23 protein-coding genes are annotated in these 24764 nt (G+C 42.2%); 13 read left to right on the top strand and 10 right to left on the bottom strand.

Annotation, left to right across the window (positions count from 1 at the left end):
- Nucleotides 1-17: 17 nt before the first annotated feature.
- Nucleotides 18-752 carry a uroporphyrinogen-III synthase gene (locus tag E2I05_RS01385; protein ID WP_121854133.1) on the bottom strand — a complete coding sequence of 245 codons (735 nt, stop codon included), beginning with the start codon at nt 750-752 and terminating at the stop codon, nt 18-20.
- 6 nt (nt 753-758) lie between these two features.
- The gene (gene hemC / locus E2I05_RS01380; RefSeq protein WP_121854132.1) at nt 759-1691 is read right to left on the bottom strand and encodes a hydroxymethylbilane synthase; all 933 of its coding nucleotides are present in this window, start codon (nt 1689-1691) and stop codon (nt 759-761) included.
- Nucleotides 1692-2339: 648 nt separating this feature from the next.
- Between hemC and E2I05_RS01375 the strand changes: the two genes are divergently transcribed.
- Nucleotides 2340-3038, top strand: a complete 699-nt coding sequence (locus tag E2I05_RS01375; protein WP_121854131.1) for a hypothetical protein — start codon at nt 2340-2342, stop codon at nt 3036-3038.
- A gap of 558 nt (nt 3039-3596) precedes the next feature.
- Nucleotides 3597-6023: a class I adenylate cyclase gene (locus E2I05_RS01370; protein WP_121854130.1), complete on the top strand. Its 2427-nt coding sequence runs from the start codon at nt 3597-3599 to the stop codon at nt 6021-6023.
- A gap of 292 nt (nt 6024-6315) precedes the next feature.
- Here E2I05_RS01370 and cyaY read toward each other — a convergent pair whose 3' ends face one another.
- The gene (cyaY, locus tag E2I05_RS01365) at nt 6316-6645 is read right to left on the bottom strand and encodes an iron donor protein CyaY (protein WP_121854129.1); all 330 of its coding nucleotides are present in this window, start codon (nt 6643-6645) and stop codon (nt 6316-6318) included.
- 77 nt (nt 6646-6722) lie between these two features.
- Here cyaY and lptM point away from each other — a divergent pair, with 77 nt between their 5' ends.
- From lptM to E2I05_RS01335, 6 genes are read left to right on the top strand one after another with little or no spacing between them, the layout of a single operon-like run.
- Entirely contained in the window at nt 6723-6911 is a 189-nt protein-coding gene (lptM, locus tag E2I05_RS01360) for an LPS translocon maturation chaperone LptM (protein ID WP_121854128.1), read from the top strand.
- A 29-nt stretch (nt 6912-6940) separates the two neighbouring features.
- On the top strand, nt 6941-8188 hold the full coding sequence (gene lysA, locus E2I05_RS01355; protein ID WP_121854127.1) for a diaminopimelate decarboxylase: 1248 nt from the start codon (nt 6941-6943) through the stop codon (nt 8186-8188).
- A gap of 47 nt (nt 8189-8235) precedes the next feature.
- Nucleotides 8236-9063 (top strand): diaminopimelate epimerase, encoded by an 828-nt coding sequence (dapF, locus tag E2I05_RS01350; protein WP_121854126.1) that lies wholly within the window; start codon nt 8236-8238, stop codon nt 9061-9063.
- Nucleotides 9060-9725 (top strand): DUF484 family protein, encoded by a 666-nt coding sequence (locus tag E2I05_RS01345; protein WP_121854125.1) that lies wholly within the window; start codon nt 9060-9062, stop codon nt 9723-9725. Before dapF ends, E2I05_RS01345 begins: the two co-directional genes overlap by 4 nt.
- Nucleotides 9718-10638, top strand: a complete 921-nt coding sequence (gene xerC / locus E2I05_RS01340; RefSeq protein ID WP_121854124.1) for a tyrosine recombinase XerC — start codon at nt 9718-9720, stop codon at nt 10636-10638. Before E2I05_RS01345 ends, xerC begins: the two co-directional genes overlap by 8 nt.
- Nucleotides 10638-11369 carry an HAD-IA family hydrolase gene (locus tag E2I05_RS01335; RefSeq protein WP_121854123.1) on the top strand — a complete coding sequence of 244 codons (732 nt, stop codon included), beginning with the start codon at nt 10638-10640 and terminating at the stop codon, nt 11367-11369. Before xerC ends, E2I05_RS01335 begins: the two co-directional genes overlap by 1 nt.
- 137 nt (nt 11370-11506) lie before the next feature.
- Here the strand turns inward: E2I05_RS01335 and ltrA are convergent, their stop codons facing one another.
- The gene (gene ltrA / locus E2I05_RS01330; protein WP_133309429.1) at nt 11507-12787 is read right to left on the bottom strand and encodes a group II intron reverse transcriptase/maturase; all 1281 of its coding nucleotides are present in this window, start codon (nt 12785-12787) and stop codon (nt 11507-11509) included.
- A 1278-nt stretch (nt 12788-14065) separates the two neighbouring features.
- The gene (locus tag E2I05_RS01325) at nt 14066-14812 is read right to left on the bottom strand and encodes a DUF481 domain-containing protein (RefSeq protein WP_121853673.1); all 747 of its coding nucleotides are present in this window, start codon (nt 14810-14812) and stop codon (nt 14066-14068) included.
- 211 nt (nt 14813-15023) lie between these two features.
- On the opposite strand from E2I05_RS01325, the gene rpsF reads away from it, so the two are divergent.
- Genes rpsF through rplI form a run of 4 tightly spaced genes read left to right on the top strand, consistent with a single transcriptional unit; the run spans nt 15024 to nt 16498 of the window.
- On the top strand, nt 15024-15464 hold the full coding sequence (gene rpsF, locus E2I05_RS01320) for a 30S ribosomal protein S6 (protein ID WP_121853649.1): 441 nt from the start codon (nt 15024-15026) through the stop codon (nt 15462-15464).
- 8 nt (nt 15465-15472) lie between these two features.
- Entirely contained in the window at nt 15473-15778 is a 306-nt protein-coding gene (gene priB, locus E2I05_RS01315; RefSeq protein WP_121853650.1) for a primosomal replication protein N, read from the top strand.
- 12 nt (nt 15779-15790) lie between these two features.
- Complete coding sequence (gene rpsR / locus E2I05_RS01310; RefSeq protein ID WP_121853651.1) at nt 15791-16018, top strand: 30S ribosomal protein S18; 228 nt, start codon at nt 15791-15793, stop codon at nt 16016-16018.
- 27 nt (nt 16019-16045) lie between these two features.
- Entirely contained in the window at nt 16046-16498 is a 453-nt protein-coding gene (gene rplI / locus E2I05_RS01305) for a 50S ribosomal protein L9 (RefSeq protein WP_121853652.1), read from the top strand.
- 234 nt (nt 16499-16732) lie between these two features.
- Here the strand turns inward: rplI and yjjG are convergent, their stop codons facing one another.
- From yjjG to hutC, 5 genes are all read right to left on the bottom strand, one after another.
- On the bottom strand, nt 16733-17419 hold the full coding sequence (gene yjjG, locus E2I05_RS01300) for a pyrimidine 5'-nucleotidase (protein WP_121853674.1): 687 nt from the start codon (nt 17417-17419) through the stop codon (nt 16733-16735).
- Between the two features lie 461 nt (nt 17420-17880).
- Nucleotides 17881-18585 (bottom strand): oxidative stress defense protein, encoded by a 705-nt coding sequence (locus tag E2I05_RS01295; protein ID WP_165905492.1) that lies wholly within the window; start codon nt 18583-18585, stop codon nt 17881-17883.
- Between the two features lie 365 nt (nt 18586-18950).
- Nucleotides 18951-20465: a histidine ammonia-lyase gene (gene hutH, locus E2I05_RS01290; protein ID WP_121853654.1), complete on the bottom strand. Its 1515-nt coding sequence runs from the start codon at nt 20463-20465 to the stop codon at nt 18951-18953.
- A 3-nt stretch (nt 20466-20468) separates the two neighbouring features.
- Nucleotides 20469-22160: a urocanate hydratase gene (hutU, locus tag E2I05_RS01285; RefSeq protein WP_121853655.1), complete on the bottom strand. Its 1692-nt coding sequence runs from the start codon at nt 22158-22160 to the stop codon at nt 20469-20471.
- A 42-nt stretch (nt 22161-22202) separates the two neighbouring features.
- Nucleotides 22203-22904 (bottom strand): histidine utilization transcriptional repressor HutC, encoded by a 702-nt coding sequence (hutC, locus tag E2I05_RS01280; RefSeq protein ID WP_121853656.1) that lies wholly within the window; start codon nt 22902-22904, stop codon nt 22203-22205.
- 92 nt (nt 22905-22996) lie between these two features.
- On the opposite strand from hutC, the gene hutI reads away from it, so the two are divergent.
- Nucleotides 22997-24241: an imidazolonepropionase gene (gene hutI, locus E2I05_RS01275; RefSeq protein WP_121853657.1), complete on the top strand. Its 1245-nt coding sequence runs from the start codon at nt 22997-22999 to the stop codon at nt 24239-24241.
- The last annotated feature ends 523 nt before the right edge of the window (nt 24242-24764 follow it).

The following is a 24764-nucleotide window of genomic DNA, read 5'->3' as shown; positions in this document are numbered from 1 at the left end:
ACTCATGAACAGCTTACCTAATCATGAGTAATATCGAGTACAGCAGCTAACATTTCTTCGCTGCTCGCTGAACCGGCATTAATGACATTGGATAAACCAGCTCGCTTCGCCAACTCTGCGACTCGTTCACTGGGCACCACAATAAAACATGACATAAGCCATGCAACCGACTCTTTTGGCACTAATTTTATAAGATTTGATAATATTTCACCACTAGTGATCAAAATTGCACTAACTTTTGATTCCTGCCACACCTGACATATTTTCTGACCCGTATAATCCGGCATTTTTCGTTGATAAACTTCACAATACTCAACCTTTGCGCCACGATTTCGTAAAACATCAGCTAGCCATTCGCGACCGCCACAACCACGCACTATGGTTATTTTTTTATTGTTTACCAACTTGAGAGCATCAAGCTCTAATAAGCCTTCACTGTGGTGCTGGCCACTGACAGCCACTTGCGGATCAATCCCCAATTTTCTGAGTTCATGATGCGTCGCACTGCCAACAGCAAAGCATTGAGCCGTTTGATTCAGCGGTATAAGCCCTGAATGTTCGGCATAGATAACTGCATTCACACTGATGAAAATAACAATATCGGCTTCATTCAATGCTTGCTTTTGCTCGATATCGACACAATAACTCTGTACTTCAAGCAAGGGAGTAACGCTGTGCGCGATTCCCCGTTGAGTGAGTACTTCGCTCATCACTTGATTACTGCCCTTGGCTCTTGTCAGCAGTATGTGCATTCTTATTTACGCCTTATTGTAAACGACATCTAATATTACTTTAGCGCCTTTTTTCAATAACAGCTCAGCTAATTGCTGACCCAGTTCAATGGCTTGTTCTTTATGGCCTGATACTGTATCTGAAATAATTTCACTGCCATCCGGATTACCCACTAACCCTCGTAAGGTTAATGTATCTTGCTTAATTTCTGCGTAGGCTCCAATGGGAACTTGGCAACCTCCTTCCAGTCGAGTATTCATCGCGCGCTCGGCCAATACTCGGTAGCGAGTTTCTTTATGCTCAAGCGGTGCCAGCAAGGCTTTGACTCGATCATCATCAAGGCGACATTCAATCCCTACTGCGCCTTGACCATTAGCCGGTAATGACACTTCTGGTTCGATATAGCTGGCGATGCGCTGTTCAAGTTTTAAACGCAACAATCCTGCTGCGGCTAAAATAATCGCGTCATAATCACCCGTATCCAATTTCGCAAGGCGCGTACCGACATTGCCACGCAAATCTTTAATCACAAGGTCTGGACGCATGGCCCGGATTTGGCACTGTCTACGCAAACTTGACGTTCCGACAACCGCGCCTTGTGGTAAATCGTCAATAGTTTTGTATACATTCGAAACAAAAGCATCACGAGGATCTTCACGTTCACAAATTACGTGCAGCCCTAATCCTTCAGGAAAATCAACTGGCACGTCTTTCATCGAATGCACAGCTATATCGGCTCGGTTTTCAAGCATTGCAACTTCGAGTTCTTTTACAAATAACCCTTTTCCACCGACTTTAGCTAATGGCGTATCAAGGATCACATCCCCTTTCGTGCTCATAGGGAGCAGTTCGACGGTAATGCCTGGATAAATATTTTCTAATTGAGCTTTTACAAATTCAGCTTGCCACATAGCAAGAGGACTTTTACGAGTAGCAATACGAATTGGAGTGTGTGACATGCTTAAATCTCAGCAAAAACAACGAAAGCCTAATGCTATCATTGCCTCACTTAAGTTGCTACGAGTTGAAGTCTTAGAGTGATAATATTGAAAATGGATAGATCTGTATCAATCTTTATAATTTTCGGTGATGTTGTATAGCAAGTAAATCTTAACTAATGTTCTTAAATTTGATGACACATTCAATATTCTGGTCGTATGCTCCTTGAAATAGAAACACTTATACCAATTACAGTAATTAACTTCCCAACTCAGAGCTATGTATGTGTTCAAAGTACAAGTGAAATTGATGAAGACATAGTTATTACCGACATACAAAACTGTCGTTATTACATTGCTACGTTAAGACAATTTTGCGTAGTAATTTGGACACATACAAGCTCCCGAAGGGCAAGCCTAAAGGATTCCATTACTGCGTTGCAAGTTTTTGAATTATCCCGACAAAAGCACGAAGTGCGTTGAACGCCAGCTTTGTATGGCGGCCGTTAGGGTATATAGTACCTTAAACTTGCGCCTTGTACTGAAACCCTTTAGCTCTTGCTGAGTGGGAAGTTAATTGCTGTAATTGGTATTAGATATGGCTATTGCTACAGTGACACAGAGCTTTTAAGCAAATTTTGTTAAGCATCATGAATCGGGGGCATTTATATGGCTACTGCATCACCTACTGCTTTACTTACGGCTCCTCTTACATACGACACTAAGACCCGCACACTAACAAGTTTTGAGCAAAGTCATTTCGATACGCTGACAGCAACCACTCAATCAGCAAATAAACAAACTTCCATTTCGGTAAAATCGACCAAAGGGAAAATTTCTCTGGGAACTTATTCTTATCTGTACAAAGTTAGTTTCACTCCAACCCGTAAAAAACAGACAGATGGACGCATCAAGCTCAGGCTTCTTACTGATCATTCTGTGGTTGGCTTTATCAATAAAAGTGACCTAACTAAACAAACTGCTGCCATAGAAAATGCGTACACCAAATTTAAAACCCCGCCCTTGCAGGTTCAGCCAGTTTTAACAGAAAAAGTAGCTTACGATAAATCTGATATCGCACACCCACAAAGAATGAGTTGTTTCATGGAGATGTCGCCTGAGGATCTTAAAAAGCTGGAACAAGCTGATCCATTGCTCTACGGTGAAATGCAAAAACATAAAGAGCAAGGGACTGTTCAGCCAAAACTTACTCAGCAAAGTTTCATCAAAAATGATTCTACCGACTCGCCACAGAATACTTCGAATGCTGATGAAGGTGATCCACAAGCTGGAGGAGAGAACCGTTCTGAAGGAGGTTCACAAAATGGAGGAGAAACTCGTTTTGAAGGAAGTCCACAAAATGGATGAGAGACTCGTTCTGATAGTTTAATTACATAGCCAGAAACACCTTTAACTTAGGGTCTGTTGATCTTTCGTGATTGTTTTTGCAGCGATAAATTGGTTATGTTATGCAAGGCAGAGTTTGTGATGTTTGGTTATTATCGACATACAAAACTGTCGTTACTTCGTTTCCAAATAAGAAAACGATAACGCAGCACCTTTGATTTAGAAAGAGCGACCAATTTACGCTCTCTCTTTTTTCGATGCTTTTGAGCATTCACTGTTCTGTGTTGTGACCAGCTCACTTAGATGGCTAAACATCACTGCTCACGCCTTGAACAGATAAATGCTCAAATAGCACAAAATTTAATCCTGAAAGGTCAACAGACCCTAGACATCATAATGAAAAAACAACTCGAAGATGGTAGCTTCTGAATACTCTTAATTAGCTACCCAAAAAATGAGCGCGCTAACGTGACCCAAAGCATAAAACATAACTTTACGTGATATAAATCTCATTTACTTGCTGTATTTTTTAAACCTGATAGCATGAAGCACTCTATCGGTAAGTGGTAACTAAGCCCGATGCTTGAACAAAAACGCTTTTCACACTTTGCTGAAAAATTAAATAAAGTTAGGCTCACGCGCGCACTTTCTCTGTTGCCTACCATGCAGCAACACTTATTTAATTTGATCCCTGTATTACTGGAATACCACGATATTGATCTCCCCGGCTTCACGAACGAGCACACTCCCCGTGGCATTTATGGGTTCAATCTTACCACTGAACATAAGCAAGACTGTGAAATCTTTAACTTCAAACTGCCTAATGAAGCTTCTCCTGATCAATATATTTTCGAAGGTATTTATGCCATGGGCAGTGTCGCAAGCTTTGGGCAAAGTTGCTATAGCGATATTGATATTTGGGCCATCCACCGCGCAGACGCCACACCAAAACAATTATCCTTACTTAAAAATAAACTGTCTAAGCTAAGCAAATGGTTTGAACATTACCAACTCGAAGTTAATTTTTATTTAGTGCACCCGCAGCAATTCTCTGACGATAACTACTCTGCCGCTTCCCAAGACCAGAGTATTGGCAAAGAGCACAGTGGCAGTGCGCAACACTGGTTACTACTTGAAGAGTTTTATCGTTCACAGATCCGTTTAGCTGGTCGTGGTATTGCGTGGTGGCCTCACTTAAAAGAATTACCTGAATTACTTCATTTGGGCGATGTGAGGGAGTTGAGTGCTGGTGAGTATTTTGGAGCCTCACTATGGCACCTATATAAAGGTATTGAAAAACCACACAAAGCCTTACTTAAAGTCCTACTGCTCGAAGCCTATTCAGCAAACTATCCCAATCCCATTTTGTTAACGGATAAAATTTGGCAACGCACACAAGAAGGTAACTTCTCATTAGAAAATGACCCTTATTATGTCTTATATGAATACATCGAAGATTACCTTGTTAATCAAGATGACGCGAAGCGTCTTGAGGTTCTAAGACGATGTTTTTACTTAAAATGTGGTGTAAAACTCACCCAATTACCTGAACATAACGATTGGCGCGTTAAAAAAATGCAACAATTGGTGAGTAATTGGAATTGGTCAGACAGCCTAATTTCAACATTGGACAATTGTGAACAATGGCGGAGCGGTCAGCTTAAATGGTTTAACGATCAACTCAAAGAACTGATGCTGTCCAGTTACCAAACCTTATTGGCTTTTGCTTCTAAACAGCAATTGAATGACAGTTTACGAATGGGAGAGTTAAACTTATTAACCCGTAAATTGCATACTTTTTTCCACCATGATGAACATCAGATAGGCAAATTAAACCCACTATGGAGTGAACATTTAGCCGAGGAAGAATTAACCATCATTCACAGCAACCGTGATGGTCAATATTATTTGTATCGCCAAGCGCTGTCACCCAAAGCCCTGTTGGGGCAAAGCCCAATATACAAAACACACTCCTTAGCAGGCATCTTAATGTGGGCTTGCTTCAATGGTGCCGTCGATAATAAAACCAAATGGCATCAACTTGAAGATAGAAAACTCACTCACTGTAAGATTGATAAACATTGTAAACAGCTATTGAACACGATTAGTGGCTCACCCTGTAGAAATAAAGTGTCTAAATACGATTTATCCCAACCTTGGCATTATCGACAATTATTAATCATGGTGAACTTATCCAACGACCCAACTTGCCAATGGCAGGGACAAGAAATGATGATTGATGTACTCAACGTCAATATTTTTTCTTTGGGGCGGCGTCAACAAAATATGTTAGGAAGCATTGATATTATGGCCACCACCAGTTGGGGAGAATGGCAATGCCATAGCTTCAATGGAAAGTTAGCCATATTAGATGCACTGACATTTATAGCTTCTGGCTTAAAGCGCGCTCCAAGCGATATGTCTATTAAAGTCATGAGCTGTTCTCAACGGTTACAAAATCAGTTACAGCAACAAGTTGAAAAACTGGTACGCCAGACTTTAAGATTGACCCATCAAGTTCAAGAGTCCAGCACCTTATTGCAACCCGTGCATATTGCTCAAAGACGCTATGGCATATTTATCAATAATAACGGGCTGGCCTGTCAAGATTTACATGATGCAAAATCTTTTTATCAGCGTATTAGTTGTGATCAGCTTACCCAGCTCCCACGACCAGAACTATGCAATGATCCTTTAACTTGTGCGCCTCCAGTGATACTTAATTACTCAACACAAGGATCGATTCAGTATTTTTTGCGGCAACAAAGACAAGATGTCGAAGTATTTGTATTGGATGATAACAATGAGATCAGCCATTATGTTCAGCATGAACAAGATATGGATCAGCTAGTCAGCACAATCAGCCAGCACTATGCCTTTGATGAACTGACGTCCAACAAAGGCCATTTTAATTTACCACAATTTTTTAAACTCGAGCGCATTAAGGGGCAATTACAAGTCTTACCGTTTGGTATTTCAGCCGACGATCAACTTACTGATTTCTAGGGTTTGTTGATCTTTCGTGATTGTTTTTGCAGCGATAAATTGGTTATTTTATGCAAGGCAGAGTTTGTGAGGTTTGGTTATTATCGACATACAAAACTGTCGTTACTTCGTTTCCAAATAAGAAAACGATAACGCAGCAGAAATGACCAATTTACGCTGTCTTCGATGCTTTTGAGCATTCACTATTATGTGTTGTGACCAGCTCACTTAGATGGCTAAGCATCACTGCTCACGCCTTGAACAGATAAATGCTCAAATAGCACAAAATTTAATCCTGAAAGATCAACAGACCCTAAAGTGTAATAGTGATATCGCCTTGCTTGGCAATAGACTCGATCACAAACTGTTTGAATTCACATTGGTTTTTACTATCAAACCACTGCCCATTATCAAATTTAAAATGATAACCACCCGTCAATGTCGCGAGCCAGATCTCATGCAGTGGTTCTTGTGTATTGATGACGATTTTTGAGCGATTTTCAAACTCAAGGTAAACCACACCGCCACTTCGTTCGATATCAACATCCGCTTCTTGTTCATCAATCGCGGCTTCAATTGCGGTTTCAAGCGCCTCAAAAATTTCATCCGCTCGATGATGAAACTCAGTATCAGTCATTTTCATCTACTTCTACCCTTTGCTTTTATCTCATTGAATGCGATTATAAGTCCTATATATCGGAAATCATAGAAAATGCCGAAATGAAACAGCTTTTAATTATCATTGTTGCCATTGTTGCCAGTGTTGTGCTTACCGCATGCGGACAAAAAGGGCCGTTATACAAAACGGCTGAAGCCGAAACGAATAAAAGCACCACAACACAGCCAAAGCAAGATAAGAATAAACAAGCCAAGACGCAATCAACAACCGAGAACAAGCACAATAACTAGAGACTCTCAGCACAAAGGATATGTAAATCGTGGATCACTTTAACTATCAGGATAACGCACTCTTTGCCGAAGATTGCGATGTAGCCGCTGTTGCAAAGCAATTCGGTACACCAATGTATCTTTATTCAAGAGCGACACTTGAGAGACATTGGCATGCGTTTAATGATGCCGTTGCCGATCATCCGCATTTAATATGTTATGCCGTTAAAGCCAATTCAAACATTGCGATTCTCAATGTACTAGCTCGACTTGGAAGCGGATTTGATATTGTGTCCGGTGGCGAACTTGCAAGAGTGATTGAAGCTGGGGGGGATCCCAAGAAAGTGGTGTTTTCTGGTATTGGAAAAACCATTACTGAAATGGAGTATGCGCTAAAACTAGGAATTTATTGCTTTAATGTTGAATCGATTGCTGAACTCGAACAATTGAATCAGGTCGCCCAGCGCCTCAACATTATTGCCCCAGTTTCGTTGCGTATTAATCCTGATGTCAGTGCGGGAACACACCCTTACATATCCACAGGCCTTAAAGAAAACAAGTTTGGTATTGCGATGGAAGATGCCGTTGCCACCTACCAGCTGGCAAAAGCACTATCACACATTAATACCAAAGGCGTTGATTGTCACATTGGTTCACAACTCACCGAGTTACAACCATTTTTAGATGCCATGGACCGATTATTAGCGCTTATCGATCAACTTTCGTCGCTCGATATTCATATCAGTCATCTCGATGTCGGTGGTGGACTTGGTGTACCTTATGACGGTGAACAGCCACCTCACCCTGAGCAATACGCGGCCGCGGTATTGAATAAGCTAGGTGACAGACCGCTGACATTATTGTTTGAACCAGGACGTGCTATCGCCGCTAATGCTGGCATTTTTGTTACTGAAGTTTTATACCTTAAAAACAACCAAGATAAGCACTTTGCTATTGTCGATGGAGCGATGAACGATTTACTTCGCCCTTCGCTTTATCAGGCTTATCACAACATTGTGCCTGTATTGAAAACCTCAGGCACCAGTCAAGTTTACGACATTGTTGGTCCCATTTGTGAAACTGGCGATTTCTTTGCCAAACAGCGAGAGTTGTGTGTAAAACCGGGTGATTTACTGGCCATCAGATCTTGTGGCGCTTATGGATTTACCATGTCATCCAATTACAACAGTCGCCCAAGAGCCGTTGAAGTGCTCGTCGATGGTAATAAAACGCATCAGATCCGTCAGCGAGAAATCCAAGCGCAATTGTGGCAAGGCGAAAGCTTGTTGCCCGAATAAATAGTCGTTATGCAAGCATGACCTGCTTAATGAGAAAGGAAAAACCTTTGATCCAATTTACCAAAATGCACGGCCTTGGCAACGACTTTATGATCGTTGACGGCATCACTCAGAATGTATTTTTTTCTGCTGAGCAGATAAGACGTATGTCTCACCGCAACTTTGGTATTGGTTTTGATCAATTATTGATCGTCGAAGCCCCATACGATCCTGATCTCGATTTCCATTATCGCATTTATAATGCAGACGGCAGTGAAGTCGAGCAATGTGGAAACGGCGCTCGATGCTTTGCACGATATGTTTACAATCATGGTTTAACGCAAAAAAATAAAATACGGGTCAGTACCTCTACGGGCAAGATGATCTTACGATTAGAACGTGATGGTAGTGTCACTGTGAATATGGGGACTCCCATAACCGATCCCCAACGCATTCCATTTAAGGCAAAAAAAACCGAGAACACCTATTTACTTCAAGCCAATGGTCAAACTTTTCTTTGCGGAGTGGTTTCAATGGGCAACCCCCATTGCGTCATTGAAGTGGATGATATTGAAACTGCTCCTGTCGCAGAGATCGGAGCTATACTAACAAAGCATGAACGCTTCCCTAAAGGCGTGAATGTCGGCTTTATGCAAATCATTAGCCCTGAGCACATAAAACTAAGGGTTTATGAGCGCGGGGCTGAAGAAACATTAGCTTGTGGCAGCGGAGCTTGCGCAGCTGTCGTCGTTGGACAACGACAAAATAAATTGAAGAAAATGGTACGAGTAGACTTGCCCGGCGGTCGTTTAAAAATCGCTTGGGATGGTGATAGTAAGCCTTTATGGATGACGGGGCCTGCCCAACATGTATACGATGGACAAATACAATTATGACCACAGTAGTGACACCTGAAACAGATAAAGTAGCGGCGTTTGACGACCAAATAATTTATGAATATTTAGCAGATAATCCAGATTTTTTTAATAAATACCCTGAATTGCTATTAAGCTTGCGGGTAGATCATCAACAGCGAGGTTCTATTTCCATTGTCGAGCGGCAGCAAATCGCGCTGAGACAGCGAGTGAGCCAACTGGAAGAAGAAATTACCTCATTGATGAGCATCGCCAGCCACAATGAACGAATTTTTCGTTTTAACAACGAACTCACCACCAAATTGATGCAAACTCAAGATCACGGCAGCCTGAAAACGATATTAAAGTCAGAGTTAAAGCGTGAGTTTAATTTTTCCAACATCAGGCTTATCACAGTTCACGACATAGATAGTGAATTGATGGCACTGTGGAATAAACGCATGAGCCAAGGTCACTACCTTGGTCGTTTGACCGAGAATGAGTCGCAACGCCTATTTGGTAGCCAAGTAGGTTCAGTCGCCTTAACCAAAATCACCCCTAAAGCGAAATGCAATAAGGTAATATTTGCTGTGGCGACCCACAATCCTGCACATTTTCATCCTGAAATGGATAATTTGTTTTTAGAACAATTACAAGGTTTGCTGAATCATAAACTCAGCCAGTTTTACGCAAAAAATGAATAATAACAGTAGTAATATCGAGACCATGAATGTCGCTTTGATCCAACAATTTCAGCGTTATTTGCAATCAGAGCGGCACTACTCTCCTCATACTGTCCGAAACTATTTGTTTGAGCTCAGTCGCATTCAACGTTTACTCGAGCATGCTACACCTTGGCAGCAACTCAGCACTGAGCAACTTCAAGCGGTACTTTCACGGTTACATCGAAAGGGACTTAGTGCCCGCTCCATAGCGTTAACTTTATCCGCGATGAAGCAATTTTATCGTTTTCTTCAGCGTGAAGAGCTCGTCATCAATGATCCAAGTGTTACATTAACCGCTCCCAAGCAAGCCAAACCATTACCAAAAAATTTAGATGCCGACAGCATCCATCATTTAATGGAAATCGATACTGATTCAGCCATTGCCGTGCGTGATAAAGCCATTATGGAACTATTCTATTCGTCAGGGATACGTTTAGCTGAACTTTCGGCCCTCGATCAATCCAGTTTTGATGATGATTTAACCCAAGTGCGAGTGTTGGGTAAAGGCAATAAAACGCGTATTGTACCCGTAGGCAAAATGGCACGAGAAGCCATTAGCCATTGGCTTAGGTTACGAAATAATATTAATTGCGAAGATAACGCGCTGTTTGTGACCCATCAAGGCCGCCGGCTTGCCCACCGAAGTATTCAGGCAAGGATCAATAAATGGGGGCAGCAACAAGGGGTCTCGGCTAAAGTTCACCCTCACAAACTCAGGCATTCATTTGCAACTCATATGTTAGAATCTAGTGCCGATTTACGTGCCGTACAAGAATTACTCGGACACGCTAACCTTTCGACTACTCAAGTCTATACCAGCCTTGATTTTCAGCATTTAGCCAAAGTCTATGACGGCGCTCACCCAAGAGCGAAACGCACCAAGGAAAAATAATGCTTCTCCAGTCGCCACAAGTATTTTTAGGCTTACGCCCTTTCAAAGTCATCAGTTTTGATCTCGATGATACGCTTTATAATAATTTTCCCTATATCACTAAAGCTGAAGCTGAATTTTTACGTTTTTTACAACAACACTTCCCAGCATCTCATCAATGGCACAGCGAACATTGGCTAGCGACTAAAAAAATGCTCATTCATAATCAACCGGATTTAAGCCACGACACTTGGAAAATCCGTGAAGCGACAGCGACGCACTTGCTGTTAGCACTTGGCCTCAGTCAAAAAGATGCCCAAAATGGCGCGCAATCCAGCCTCGAGCACTTTCTTTATCATCGCAGTAATTTCACCGTTCCAGATTCCAGTATTAATTTACTCACTTATCTAAAGCAAAAGTACACCCTTATTGGGATTTCAAATGGCAATGTTGATGCTGTTAGAATCGGCATAGCACCCTATTTCGAATTTATTTTACATGCAGGAAATGGTTTAAAAATGAAGCCCGCCGCCGACCTGTTTCAACTGGCTTGTGAACGACTTAATGTTGAACCCGCCGATATTTTACATGTTGGAGACAGTTTTTCAGCGGATGTAGTAGGTGCAAGAAATTTCGGCAGCCAAGCCGTTTGGTTAAACCCAAGCTATGGCCACACTCAAACATCACCTTTAAGTGCTCCATTACCACAGGTTTGCATTTCTAATATTGAGCAACTCAAATGTTTAATTTAAATGCTTTTATAGATTAAGTAGAGTAGGCTACTGGCTTCGCTATCGCTTATCCAGCAGCCCCTCTTCGATTCCGTGCATGAGGTTTTCCCTCACACGGCTCTGTTGTTACACTTCTCTCAGCCCCTTCACTTTGCTTATCATCTTGTCGTGGGTAAATACTCAAGACCAGCTTGGCGTAATTTTTCGTAAGCACCTCGTGATAGATACTTGCTTCGACGTTGACTTAAGCGACGATGCCAGCGATAGAACCGGTTTACTACAAATCCATTTATTCTGAAAAATACACCTCTGGGATAACCTATCCCACCAAAATAGTGTTTCCATCCCCTCAGAACTTGATTAACCTTATTTATCAGTACGCCAAGTGTATTTGAGGTTCGGTGTTTCACTATGTCTCTGATTTTATTTTTCAGCTTTGTTTGGCTCTTCTTAGACGCCTGTATCTTGATGTAACTGGTGCCTTTGATGAGGCCTGTGATCCGTTGAAAGTTAAAACCGAGGAAATCAAACTCATTCATCAGCTTTCCCATATCCACACAGTGGGTTTTACTTTGATTTAGCTTCAGACCTTCATCACTTAATTGCTGTGTTATCCAGTCCAGTTGCTCTTGTGTGTAGGTTTGCTTATGAAGTACAACAAAATCATCTGCATAGGTAACGATTTTACACGGTGTTTTTTCGTGTATTTTCAAACAGAAATCGTTGAGATAGATGTTAGCCAGTAGTGGAGAGATAACTCCGCCTTGCGGAGTGCCACATCGGCTTGCTTCTATTCGCCATTTCCCGTTGACCGTCTCTATGCTGATGGGCGCTTTGATAAAGCTTTTCAGTAAACTCAGAAAGCTGCTGTCGCTTATTCGCCTTTCTATTTTTGTCATCAACTTAGCGTGCGGGATGGTATCGAAATAGGCGCTCAAGTCAGCATCGAGTACGTGCTGATAGCCTTGTTTTAGGCTCATTTCAATGACTTTTACCGCTTGCTGGGCGCTTCGACATGGACGGTAGCCATAACTGTGTTCATGTAAATGAGGTTCGTAGACGGGTTGCATCACTATTGTCATCGCCATTTGCACAATTCTGTCACTGATTATCGGGATCCCAAGTTTCCGCGTTTTGCCGTTGTCTTTGAGTATTTCTACTCGTTTGACTGGGCTAGGTCGATAGTTTTTCTGTTGTAATTGAGTTTGAATTTCTTTTAACAGCGCAACGACTTTCTTTTGCTGCTCTAGATAACTGAATGTGATGCCATCAATTCCTGCTCCGCCTTTATTGTCTTTGCATCGTCGATAGGCTTCTTCGAGTATATCTAGGCGACTGAGTTTATCGTACAAGCTGTAAAATCGTAGCTCCGAGTTAAGCTTTGAGCGTAAGTAAAGTTTTCGCTGTAATATTCTGATATTTACTGGAGTGTTAGCCATATGGCAATTTCACCTCAAAAGTTACGTTAAAAACGGGTGTAACACTGAGCCCCTTCCCTGATGTGAAGTTATGTTGTCTTCACGGTTAACGGTACTATGGGCTCATCCGACTGCCTGAGCGCCCTATCTGAAATTTCGGTTTACCTTATATTCGGATAGTGCAAGTCACTACCTTCCAACACTCAGGCTCTCCCACGTTCACTTTATTTCCTTCAATACATGCCACTTCATATTACGCCGGAAGATCAAACAGATGCATTTACCAGTTGCTTCTCTGTTTGTGTCAGGGTTCGTCAACTAGGAAAGACTCCCCATCTTCATTTTTTTGATTTACGACGCTTAACTGAATTCGCTTGATGCTGCGGCCTACATTGCATCTCAACCTTTATTCAAGGCCTTTGTCACAGGGCTTCATGTCATAGCGGTTACCCATTATGCATGCCCGTCAGATTTCGGGATGAACTGGTAATTATCCCGTCAGGTACGTTTCAACCTGATGGACTTATTATAAATAATAACGTTGCTGTCTCTGGTTTATGGCCATGTAATCGCTTGGCTGCGTATACGTTGAGACAAATCCCACAACAGAATAAAGCGCTTCGTGGCGCTCCCTAGAAACATCAGTTGACTGCGTTCTCAAGCGTAGAAAAAATGGCTGATAGTAAGGCGTAGCTTGCAGCAAGCAGTTATTCTACTTGCAAAAGTTACAACGCAGATAGAAGTCATTTTAGCAAGCTTGTGAGCGTAGAGCGCTTCACTCATTGGGTGAAAGCCATGATGATAAAGTCATCTTATTGACTCAAACAGTTACTCATATACTCAGCGTTCAACTGATGTTTTTAGGATTAACAACCCTGACTGAATACTTATCAATTAAATCCATTTCCCAAACGGCATCAATTAACTCAATTATGATCCTAAATATTTTTTTACCAATTACAGTAATTAACTTCCCACTCAGCAAGAGCTAAAGGATTTCAGTACAAGGCGCAAGTTTGAAGTACTATATACCCTAACGGCCGCCATACAAAGCTGACGTTCAACGCACTTCGTGCTTTTGTCGGGATAATTCAAAAACTTGTAACGTAGTAATGGAGTCCTTTAGCCTTGCCCTTCGGGAGCTTGTATGTGTCCAAATTACTACGCAAAACTATCTCAACGTAGCAATGTAATAACGACAGTTTTGTATGTCGGTAATAACTATGTCTTCATCAATTTCACTTGTACTTTGAACACATGCATAGCTCTGAACTGGGAATTTAATTACTGTAATTGGTATTACTCAAAGGTATAGAGCAAATTAAAGGTTGTGACAGTATCAGTTCGCTTTGAACCCTCTGGCACTACGTCAGTATACTTAATGTTAATGCCCACTTTAAATGCCCAATCCTTAAACATGAGATTTTTATAACTAGTGTCTAATGTGAGTGTATTATTTTCTGCACCATTTTCAGCCGTCAGATCAGCAGTAAAACTCGTGTACTCATGCATCTTGTATGAGAATCGCGCTGCTGTTCTTAAGATGGTATCTGTATTGCTTTGCGGCACAGGCACGACGTCCGTTTCAATGGGCAAGTTATAACGGTAACCTGGGCTGAGTTCGAGACTCAATTTAGCTTTTTTCGTATCAATAGCATCAAAACCATAACCGGATGAAATCGTCGCCAACTTAGTGTAACTACCGTATCGATCTCTCACGTAATCACTTTGTGCAAACACATAGCCACTAGACAATTTGTAGTTTGATTGCAAATTCAACTCATACTTCTCAGATGTTGTCCTTTCACTGTCTGACGCAAAAAAACCTCTCACTGTCACTTCTTGTTTCGCGGAGTTAGTGTCGTACACTAAATTTGTTCGGCCATTAAAACTGGTCGCACTATTATTACCTGTATTAAGTTGAAAACCCACTTCGATTTCAGCAGTAAAATGCTGTTCAGGATCTTGATAAAGCGTAGGCACAATCGCGAATGTCGAGCCTGAAAAACACACGAAAGAAAAAAATAAACCACAAGCTGATTTCATAACATCATACATAAAATTGATAAATCGAAAGCCCCATTATACGTTAAAATCACTTAATATTGGACTAGCCAAACAACACTGCTGAGTATTTCTTGAGTTATTGGTCAGTTTTCTGTATTATCTCGCGCCTAATTCAGTCTAAATTCGTTCCTTGCCTCCATTTGGTTTGACTGATCCCAAAACGAGGCTAATTAACCGTGAGGAGCAATAAATGCGTCATTACGAAATCGTATTTATGGTTCACCCTGACCAGAGTGAACAAGTCCCAGGCATGATCGAGCGTTACACCGGTATCATTACCGATGCAAACGGTACAGTAAACCGCCTAGAAGATTGGGGCCGTCGTCAATTGGCTTACCCTATCCTTGAACTGCATAAAGCGCACTATGTTCTTATGAACGTAGAAGCACCAGCAGAATCAATTGAAGAATTAGAAACAGCTTTCCGTTTCAACGACGCTGTTCTGCGTAACATGGTAATGCGTACTAAGAGTGCGGTTACTGAAGCTTCTCCAATGGCAAAAGCTAAAGACGAACGTGATTCACGTCGTTCTTTTGATAAGCCAGCGGCTGAAAGCGCGCCAGCAGCACCAGCACCTGAAGCACCAGTAGCAGAAACGCCTGCTGCAGAGCCTGCTGCAGAAGCTGAGTAAAACTCTTTGTGAATGTAAATCAACTAACTTTATCAGGAATCATTAAACGAGTATCGAATTTGCAAAGTCCTGCTGGTATTCCTCATTGGAAAATCATGTTGGAACATCAATCGCAGCGCTATGAAGCCGACTTGCTCCGTAACGTATATGTGCAGATACAAGTAGTGTTATCCGGCGAACGATTTACATCAATAGCGAAGAATTTAAAAGTCGGTACCGAGATCCATGTTGAAGGATTTATTGCGTTACAAACTGGTCGCAATGGAGTCAATCGCACTGTGATTCATGCCGACAATGTCGAATTGAAAACTTAGGAGACTGTCAAAATGGCACGTTATTTCCGCCGTCGTAAGTTCTGCCGTTTCACCTCTGAAGGTGTTGCAGAAATTGATTACAAAGATATTTTTACACTTAAAAACTACATCACTGAAAGCGGCAAGATTGTTCCTAGCCGTATCACTGGTACTAGTGCTAAATATCAACGTCAACTAGCTCGCGCTATCAAGCGTGCGCGTTATCTTTCTCTACTGCCATATACTGATTTACATCAGTAATCGCAATCGAATATAGAGGATTAGATAATGTTTGTTATTTTACTTGATAAAATCGCTAACCTAGGAAACCTAGGTGACAAGGTTTCAGTAAAGTCTGGCTATGCGCGTAACTTCCTTTTGCCACAAGGTAAAGCGGTTGTTGCTAACGAAGAAAACGAAAAATTCTTCCAAGAGCGTCGTCAAGAACTAGAAGCTAAATTAGCTGAAGGTTTGGCTGCTGCTACTGCACGTGCTGAAAAGCTATCTGCACTAGAATCAGTTGTACTGGCTTCTAAAGCGGGTGATGAAGGCAAGCTATTCGGTTCTATCGGTACTCGCGATATTGCTGACGCTGTAACCGCTGCTGGTGTTGAATTAGCTAAAGCAGAAGTTCGTATGCCACACGGTGCATTGCGCCACACTGGTGACTTTGATGTTGAAGTTCAACTTCACACTGAAGTAAAAACGACTGTAAAAGTATCGGTTATTGCTGAAGCATAATTTGCTATAGTACAATGCTACTCAGTACGCTTCTGCGTACTGTAAAAAACCTAACATTTTTGTTAGGTTTTTTTTACCCATTATTAATCCTAAATAAATCGGTTGAACGCAGATTTTTTAGTGCCCAGTTTCAGCACTCTACGGTGTTGCAACTTTGGTTACATAGTTACGGCTATGCGCCCTACATTGCGTCTTGTATAGCACTAAACCTGAACACAATAACTATCAAAGAACTTATCGACTGGTACTTAGTAGCGCTAACAACTGTTGATGTGACTTCACCTCAATTGTTGGAATGAGGTTTGTCGTATTAGTTTCACATTTTGCGTTGTACCAACAGGTATCAATACCTGCATTAAACCCGCCTTGTACATCGGTATTAAGGTTATCCCCAACCATTAATACCGAGGTAAATGCCGCGTCATCCATTTTATCTATAGTATATTCAAATACTCGGCGATCAGGTTTTGCAAAACCAACTTGTTCAGAAATAACTAAAAGATCAACAAATTCATTTATGCCCGTTTTATCTAACCGAAGTTGTTGTAAAGCTGTGAAGCCATTCGTCACAATACCCACTTTAGTACCGTTATTTTTCAAATATTGAAGTAGCTCAATGGCTCCTGATAGTGGACGACAGACTTCAGCCATAGCGAGTAGAAAACCTGCATTGAATTTAGCTGCACTCACACCAAATTGAGCCTCCCACGGTTTAAAACGTTCAATTTGTAGGGTTTGCGCATCAATTAAATTGTCTTGATATTTAAGCCATAACGATTTGTTCAGTGCCTGATAGGCTTGATAGTCTTGCTTGGTAAATACATATTGGTATTGCGAGAACAGCACTGTGAGCCCTGCAAATGCATCAAAATCAAATAATGTATCATCGGCATCAAACAGCACCCATTTGTATTTTTTCATGCTCAAAATATTGCTACCTTCACAGCGAATCATTCGTGATTAAACCTAGAAACATCTGTTGACTGCGTTCTCAAGCGTAGAAAAAATGGCTGATATTAATACCAATTACAGTAATTAACTTCCCACTCAGCAAGAGCTAAAGGGTTTCTGTACAAGGCACAAGCTCGAGGTACTATATACCCTAACGGCCGCCATACAAAGCTGGCGTTCAACGCACTTCGTGCTTTTGTCGGGATAATTCAAGTTCTTGAACGCAGTAATGGAACCCTTTAGACTTGCCCTTCGGGAGCTTGTATGTGCTCAAATTACTTCTAAAAATTGTCTTGACGTAGCAACGTAATAACGACAGCTTTGTATGTCGGTAACAACTATGCCTTCATCAATTTCGATTGCACTTTGAGCACATACATAGCTCTGAGTTGAGCATTTAATTACTGTAATTGGCATTAGGTTAAAGCGCGCTATTTTAAGGTAAACACCACTTCAACTCTATCTTGGATGGTAATTTTAGTATTTTGATAGCTTTTATCTGCTTCGCTGATGTTTCCCATGAACGCAGCCTTACGAAGCAAAGGGCGAGGCGCACTTGAATTGAAGTATTTAACTTCCCAGACGCGATCAATTTGCTGTCCGAAACCTTTTGCTAAAGATTGAGCTTTGTTTTTTGCATTGGTGATGGCCGCTTGTCTAGCTTGCTCAACAAACTGCTCTTGCCTACTACTTTTAAAACTAATGTGATTTACTTGGTTTACGCCCGATGAGACCGTTTTATCAATGATAATATTGAGCTCGGTTAAGTTTCTTACCTTAATAGTGACATTCCGACTAGCCTGATAGCCCATTAATATCGGTTCTTTTTCTGGTTGGTAACGATATTGCGGATGTAGTTGCAAGTTTGCACTATCAATGTCGTCTTCAGCAATGTTTGCCTGCATCAATTTTTTGATGAGTGTTGAAACGGCTTTATCAGAATCTGCTTTTGCCTGTTTCGCTGTTTGACCTGTCATATTAACCGACACTGAAATTTCTGCCATGTCTGGCTTCACTTCGATACTACTCGTACCTACGGTTTCAATATGAGGATATTCAAGTGCATGAGAAGATACATTCGAAGTCGCTATCAGTGTAATAAACGCACTCAGGACAATCATTGTTTTATTTGTCATTTTCATCATATCCTTATTGAAAACCTTGGAAAAACTTATAATAATTACAGTAATTAATCTCTCACTCAGCAAGAGCTAAAGGCTTTCAGTGTAAGGCACAAGCTCAAAGTACTATATACCCTAACGGCCGCCATACATAGCTCTGAGTTGAGCATTTAACCTAAATATCAGTAATTTTTTCTGCGTATATGAACGCTCCCAACCGATTTATTTAGGTTTAACTAGGTTTAATTACTGTAATCCTATTCTAAATCATTGTTTCGACGTCTATCCTGAAACAAAGTTCACTGAGCTTGTAGGGAAGCGATTAACAAAACCATCAAGCAAAAGCTTGATGGTTTTTTATTTTCAATGACATCTACTTGTTAACTTGCCACAATTTCCTTAAAGCACTCCGCATTGAGCAGCTGAGTGGCTTTTTCAATGTCAGGCCCGAAATAGCGATCTCTATCGTAATGTGGGACTTCGGATCTTAACAACGCTTTTGCATCGGCCACTGATTGGCTTGGCTGTAAAGGCGATCTAAAATCTAATCCCTGTGCGGCAGCTAGCCATTCCACCGCTAAAATACCACGGGTATTTTCAGACATGTCACGTAAACGTCTGGCAGCAAATGTGGCCATAGAAACATGATCTTCTTGGTTTGCTGAGGTTGGCAGACTGTCTACCGATGCTGGATGCGCAAACGTTTTGTTTTCAGATGCTAATGCGGCGGCGGTGACTTGAGCAATCATAAAGCCTGAATTGACCCCACCGTTATCCACTAAAAACGGCGGCAGTTTTGACAAGCTCGAATCGATCAACAGCGCAATGCGTCGTTCGGACAATGCACCGATTTCTGCAATAGCAATGGCTAAGTTATCAGCCACCATAGCAACAGGCTCAGCGTGGAAATTACCACCCGAGATAATGTCACCGTTGTCGTGGAACACCAAGGGATTATCCGTTACACCGTTGGCCTCAATCTCTAACACTTCAGCTGCGTTGGAAATTTGCGTCAGACATGCACCAAGCACTTGTGGCTGACAACGCAATGAATAAGGATCTTGTACTTTATCACAATCCTTGTGGCTTTGACTTATTTCAGAGGTTTCACCCAATAACTTCCTAAATAACTGTGCCGATGCCATTTGTCCTTTCTGACCCCGCACTTCATGAATTCGAGCATCAAATGGACTGCGACTGCCCATAGCGGCTTCGACACTCATCGCCCCAATGACTGACGCGCTATGATATAAGTCTTCAGAATAAAATAAGCCCTCTAACGCTAATGCGGTTGAAGCTTGGGTACCATTAAGCAAAGCCAACCCTTCCTTAGCGGCGAGTTCTATTGGGGCTAAGCCAATTCGTTTTAATGCATCAGCTGATGGCATTACTGCACCTTGGTAACGCACTTCACCTTCGCCAATAATAGGCAAACACATATGGGCGAGTGGCGCTAAATCACCAGACGCGCCCACGGAGCCTTTTTCCGGTATACATGGATAAACCTCGGCATTAATCATCTCGATAATGAAATCGATCACTGCCATACGAATGCCTGAGTAACCTCGACTGAGCGAGTTTATTTTTAGTATCATCATCAAACGAACCGTATCATCAGCCATAAACCGACCGGTACCAGCAGCATGGGACAACACGATTGATCTTTGCAGCAATTGCAGATCTTCCGCAGCAATTTTGGTGTTAGCCAACAAACCAAAACCTGTATTAATCCCGTAAACTGTACGACCTTCATCCAGCACTTGTTGCACCATTTCTGCACTACGATGAATGCCAGAAACCGCTTCTTTATCTAAACTCAAGTTAATTGGGTTACGGCTAACGTGACGTAACTGCGCTAAGGTTAACTTTCCTGGTTGTAATACGAATGAGTCCATCAATCAGGCTTCCTTTTCTTTATTTACTTCATTAAGCATCGGCAGATCTAGGCCTTGCTCTTTAGCGCAGTTTTTAGCAATGTCGTAACCAGCATCAGCATGACGCATCACACCTGTTGCGGGATCGTTCCACAATACTCGGCCAACTCGTTTAGCGGCGGCATCACTGCCATCACACACAATCACGACACCGGAATGTTGACTAAAGCCCATGCCTACACCACCACCGTGATGAAGCGACACCCAAGTTGCACCACTTGCTGTATTGAGCATGGCATTAAGTAACGGCCAGTCAGACACTGCATCCGAGCCATCTTTCATTGATTCAGTCTCACGGTTTGGGCTGGCCACTGAACCTGAATCTAAGTGATCTCGGCCAATAACGACAGGCGCTGACAATTCGCCATTTTTGACCATTTCATTAAACGCTAATGCAAGACGTGCTCTGTCTTTTAACCCCACCCAGCAAATACGAGCAGGCAAGCCTTGGAAGGCAATACGCTCCCTCGCCATGTCTAACCAGTTATGTAAATGAGAATTATCAGGAATAAGCTCTTTGACTTTAGCGTCTGTTTTATAAATGTCTTCAGGATCGCCAGAAAGTGCCACCCACCGGAATGGCCCTATGCCTTCACAGAACAGCGGACGAATGTAAGCGGGAACAAATCCAGGGAAATCAAAGGCGCGCCCAACCCCCACTTCATAAGCCATTTGTCGAATGTTATTACCATAATCTAACGTTGCCGCACCGCGCTCTTGCAACTTCAACATCGCCCGTACTTGAGAGCCCATCGATTCTTTCGCAACTTGGATCACCAAGGCTTCATTGGTCTTACGTACCGAAGCCGCTTGCTCTAAACTCCATCCTTGTGGCAAATAGCCGTTTAGCGGATCGTGGGCGGAGGTTTGATCCGTCACCACATCAGGAGTGATATTACGCTCAACCAGCGCTTCAAAAATATCAGCCGCATTACCCAACAAACCGACAGAGACAGCTTTCCCCACCGCCTTAGCTTGCTCAAGCATTTCAAGTGCTTCATCAAGTGACGTTGCTTTCTTGTCGACATATCCTGTACGAAGTCGAAAATCGATTCGAGTTTCATCCACTTCACAAGCCAATACCGAAAAACCTGCCATTGTTCCTGCCAGAGGTTGAGCGCCGCCCATACCACCTAAGCCGCCAGTTAATATCCAACGATTTTTCGCTTCACCATCAAAATGCTTTTTCGCTACGGAAACGAAGGTTTCATAAGTACCTTGTACAATGCCCTGAGTACCGATGTAAATCCATGAACCTGCTGTCATTTGGCCATACATTGCCAAACCTTTTTTATCGAGTTCATTAAAGTGCTCCCAATTTGCCCAGTGCGGCACTATATTAGAGTTGGCGATTAATACCCGTGGCGCATTTTCATGGGTTTGGAACACACCAACAGGCTTGCCTGACTGCACCAACAAGGTTTCGTCATCTTCAAGACGCTGCAAAGTTTCAATAATTTTGTCGTAACACTCCCAGTCACGCGCTGCACGACCAATGCCACCATATACCACTAGCTCTTCAGGTCGTTCCGCCACATCGGGATGTAAATTATTCATCAACATCCGCATTGGCGCTTCGGTTAACCAGCTTTTGCAGCTTAATTGACTGCCGTGAGGTGCCATTATTTTGCGATTTGAATCAAATCTTTTTTCCATAGGATCCTCGATATTTTCGTTATTATTGTTTATTTGTTCTATTTAAAAGGTTAAATGGCCACCTAAATGAAAGCGGCTTCCTGGGTGGATCAATTTTGCGAAACTCACAACACCTTGCCTCGACCATGTTCGTCTTGAGATCAACAAACAGGCCTCCATTGTCCGTAGCTCTAGCTGGTGTACTTGATCCAAACTGGGCAACATGGCTTGAATTTTATGGTGAGCTTCGGTTAAGGGGGCGACTTGGGATAAATATTCGTGTGGCGTGCATTGACTAAAATCTTGCTGTAAGTAGTTCGGCACTAATTTAGGATTCACATAGCGACATTCAAGCTGCAGCGGCTCGTCTTGTTCATAATGCAGAAGTTCTGAGTAAAAAACCGTTGCACCAACTTCAACATCCAATGCGATTGAAATTTCTTTATCTGCTACTTGAGTCGTTAACGCTAATTGCAGCACACTGTAGCCATGACCACGTGATTTAATTTCATCGGAAATATTACGGATAGTCAGCACGGATGACTGAGCGGTTAACCCCGAAACAAAGGTACCAATGCCTTGGCTGCGCTCTAATACTCCTATATCACACAACTCAGTAACAGCACGCCTTGCTGTCATTCGACTGCAACCAAATTCATCTGCGAGCTGATTCTCAGAAGGCAATTTTGTTTGCTCTCCCCAGACGCCTGATTCAATTCGCTCGATGATGTGTTGTTTAATAGTGGCAAACTTGGCTCGGATCACGCAAACTCCGTTATGATATGTTATGGCTAAAAGATTAGCTTGTATATACAACATAATACAAGTCAAAATTTCATCATTTTGGGAGTATCATCATGCAACAGTGGGATCAACTTTGGATAGACGTCAACATTGCCACTATGGATCCTCAGCGTACAAACTCCTACGGCGCGATTGAAAATGGTGCGATTGCTGTTAAGGATGGCAAAATAGCTTGGGTAGGTGAGCGTATAAATTTACCCTGCTTTGATGCGCTTTCAACACCGATATATAAAGGTCACGATCATTGGATAACGCCCGGTTTAATTGATGCGCACACTCATCTGGTTTTTGCTGGCAACCGAGCAAATGAATTTGAACAACGATTAAACGGTGCCAGTTATGAAGACATTGCACGTCAGGGTGGAGGAATTATCTCGACGGTAAAGGCCTGCCGTCATGCGGATGAAGCGGAGTTATTTGAACTCGGCCGGCAACGTTTAAACGCCCTCGCACGTGAAGGTGTCACCACAGTTGAAATAAAATCAGGCTACGGACTTAATCTAGACACTGAACTCAAACTATTGCGAGTCGCGCGTGAGCTTGGTAAACATCATCATATTGATGTACAGACCACTTTTTTAGGCGCTCATGCGATTCCACCAGAATTTAATACAATACTTGATGGCGCAAATCAGTATGTCGAGCATGTAGTTAATGACATGCTACCAGCCATTATAGATGCTGAGCTTGCCGATGCTGTTGATGTATTTTGCGAAAACATCGCATTTGATTTAAAGCAAACCGAACAGGTATTAATTGCTGCTAAGCTAGCTGGGCTGAACATTAAACTTCATGCTGAGCAGCTATCCAATCTGGGCGGCTCTAAAATGGCAGCTAAACTCGGGGCAAAATCTGTCGATCACATAGAGTACATTGATGAAGCAGGAGTCAAAGCATTAAGTGAAAACGACACTTGCGCCGTATTGTTACCCGGCGCATTTTATTTTTTACGTGAAACTCAAACACCACCGATTGATTTACTGCGAAAGCATAATGTTCCTATGGTGGTAGCGAGTGATTTCAATCCCGGCTCATCACCGATATGCTCTACTTTATTAATGCTTAACTTAGCTTGTACTTTGTTTAGGTTAACGCCTGAAGAAGCACTAAAGGGCATGACATTTAATGCCGCAAAAGCACTCGGTATTGAGCATAGTGTTGGCAGTATTGAAATAGGCAAGCAAGCTGATTTTTGTTTATGGGGCATTAAAACACCCGCCGAATTAGCCTATGGTTATGGCGTCAATCCATGCCAACAAGTCGTTAAAAGCGGCCAAATTATTGCCATGGGGAAATAGTCTCTTTCACACTGATTATACCAATTACAGTAATCAAATACTCAACTCAGTGCTATGTATGTGCTCAAAGTGCAATCGAAATTGATGAAGACATAGTTGTTACCGACATACATAGCTGCCGTTATTACATTGCTACGTCAAGACAATTTTGAGAAGTATTCTTTATAAACTAAAGTGAGCACATACAAGCTACCGAAGGGCAAGGCTAAAGGGTTCCATTACTGCGTTACAAGCACTTGAATTATCCCGACAAAAGCACGAAGTGCGTTTAACGCCAGCTCTATATGACGACCATAGGGAATATAGTACTTCGAGCTTGTGCCTTGCACTGAAACCCTTTAGCTCTTGCTGAGTGAGAGATTACTGTAATTGGTATAACTATTTAGAAAGTACCAATCTTTGTCATACCTGCGAAGGCTGGTATCCAGTGACTTTTATAGAAAAAAGCAAAGGCACTAGACTACCGACATACAAAACTGTCGTTACTTCGTTTCCAGCCTGCGCTGGAGTGACCAGAACTCAC

Source organism: Parashewanella spongiae, from assembly GCF_004358345.1.
Classification (GTDB): Bacteria; Pseudomonadota; Gammaproteobacteria; order Enterobacterales; family Shewanellaceae; genus Parashewanella; species Parashewanella spongiae.
This window is presented reverse-complemented; position numbering and strand designations above follow the sequence as displayed.

What these genes read in the sequence shown, in the direction of transcription:
- hutI (WP_121853657.1), top strand. Translation starts at nt 22,997, where the DNA reads ATGCAACAGTGGGATCAACTTTGGATAGACGTCAACATTGCCACTATG.
- hemC (WP_121854132.1), bottom strand. Translation starts at nt 1,691, where the DNA reads ATGTCACACACTCCAATTCGTATTGCTACTCGTAAAAGTCCTCTTGCT.
- E2I05_RS01385 (WP_121854133.1), bottom strand. Translation starts at nt 752, where the DNA reads ATGCACATACTGCTGACAAGAGCCAAGGGCAGTAATCAAGTGATGAGC.
- yjjG (WP_121853674.1), bottom strand. Translation starts at nt 17,419, where the DNA reads ATGAAAAAATACAAATGGGTGCTGTTTGATGCCGATGATACATTATTT.
- E2I05_RS01370 (WP_121854130.1), top strand. Translation starts at nt 3,597, where the DNA reads ATGCTTGAACAAAAACGCTTTTCACACTTTGCTGAAAAATTAAATAAA.
- E2I05_RS01335 (WP_121854123.1), top strand. Translation starts at nt 10,638, where the DNA reads ATGCTTCTCCAGTCGCCACAAGTATTTTTAGGCTTACGCCCTTTCAAA.
- ltrA (WP_133309429.1), bottom strand. Translation starts at nt 12,787, where the DNA reads ATGGCTAACACTCCAGTAAATATCAGAATATTACAGCGAAAACTTTAC.
- E2I05_RS01295 (WP_165905492.1), bottom strand. Translation starts at nt 18,585, where the DNA reads ATGACAAATAAAACAATGATTGTCCTGAGTGCGTTTATTACACTGATA.
- hutU (WP_121853655.1), bottom strand. Translation starts at nt 22,160, where the DNA reads ATGGAAAAAAGATTTGATTCAAATCGCAAAATAATGGCACCTCACGGC.
- lptM (WP_121854128.1), top strand. Translation starts at nt 6,723, where the DNA reads ATGAAACAGCTTTTAATTATCATTGTTGCCATTGTTGCCAGTGTTGTG.
- E2I05_RS01345 (WP_121854125.1), top strand. Translation starts at nt 9,060, where the DNA reads ATGACCACAGTAGTGACACCTGAAACAGATAAAGTAGCGGCGTTTGAC.
- hutH (WP_121853654.1), bottom strand. Translation starts at nt 20,465, where the DNA reads ATGGACTCATTCGTATTACAACCAGGAAAGTTAACCTTAGCGCAGTTA.
- cyaY (WP_121854129.1), bottom strand. Translation starts at nt 6,645, where the DNA reads ATGAAAATGACTGATACTGAGTTTCATCATCGAGCGGATGAAATTTTT.
- E2I05_RS01325 (WP_121853673.1), bottom strand. Translation starts at nt 14,812, where the DNA reads ATGAAATCAGCTTGTGGTTTATTTTTTTCTTTCGTGTGTTTTTCAGGC.
- xerC (WP_121854124.1), top strand. Translation starts at nt 9,718, where the DNA reads ATGAATAATAACAGTAGTAATATCGAGACCATGAATGTCGCTTTGATC.
- E2I05_RS01375 (WP_121854131.1), top strand. Translation starts at nt 2,340, where the DNA reads ATGGCTACTGCATCACCTACTGCTTTACTTACGGCTCCTCTTACATAC.
- rplI (WP_121853652.1), top strand. Translation starts at nt 16,046, where the DNA reads ATGTTTGTTATTTTACTTGATAAAATCGCTAACCTAGGAAACCTAGGT.
- rpsR (WP_121853651.1), top strand. Translation starts at nt 15,791, where the DNA reads ATGGCACGTTATTTCCGCCGTCGTAAGTTCTGCCGTTTCACCTCTGAA.
- rpsF (WP_121853649.1), top strand. Translation starts at nt 15,024, where the DNA reads ATGCGTCATTACGAAATCGTATTTATGGTTCACCCTGACCAGAGTGAA.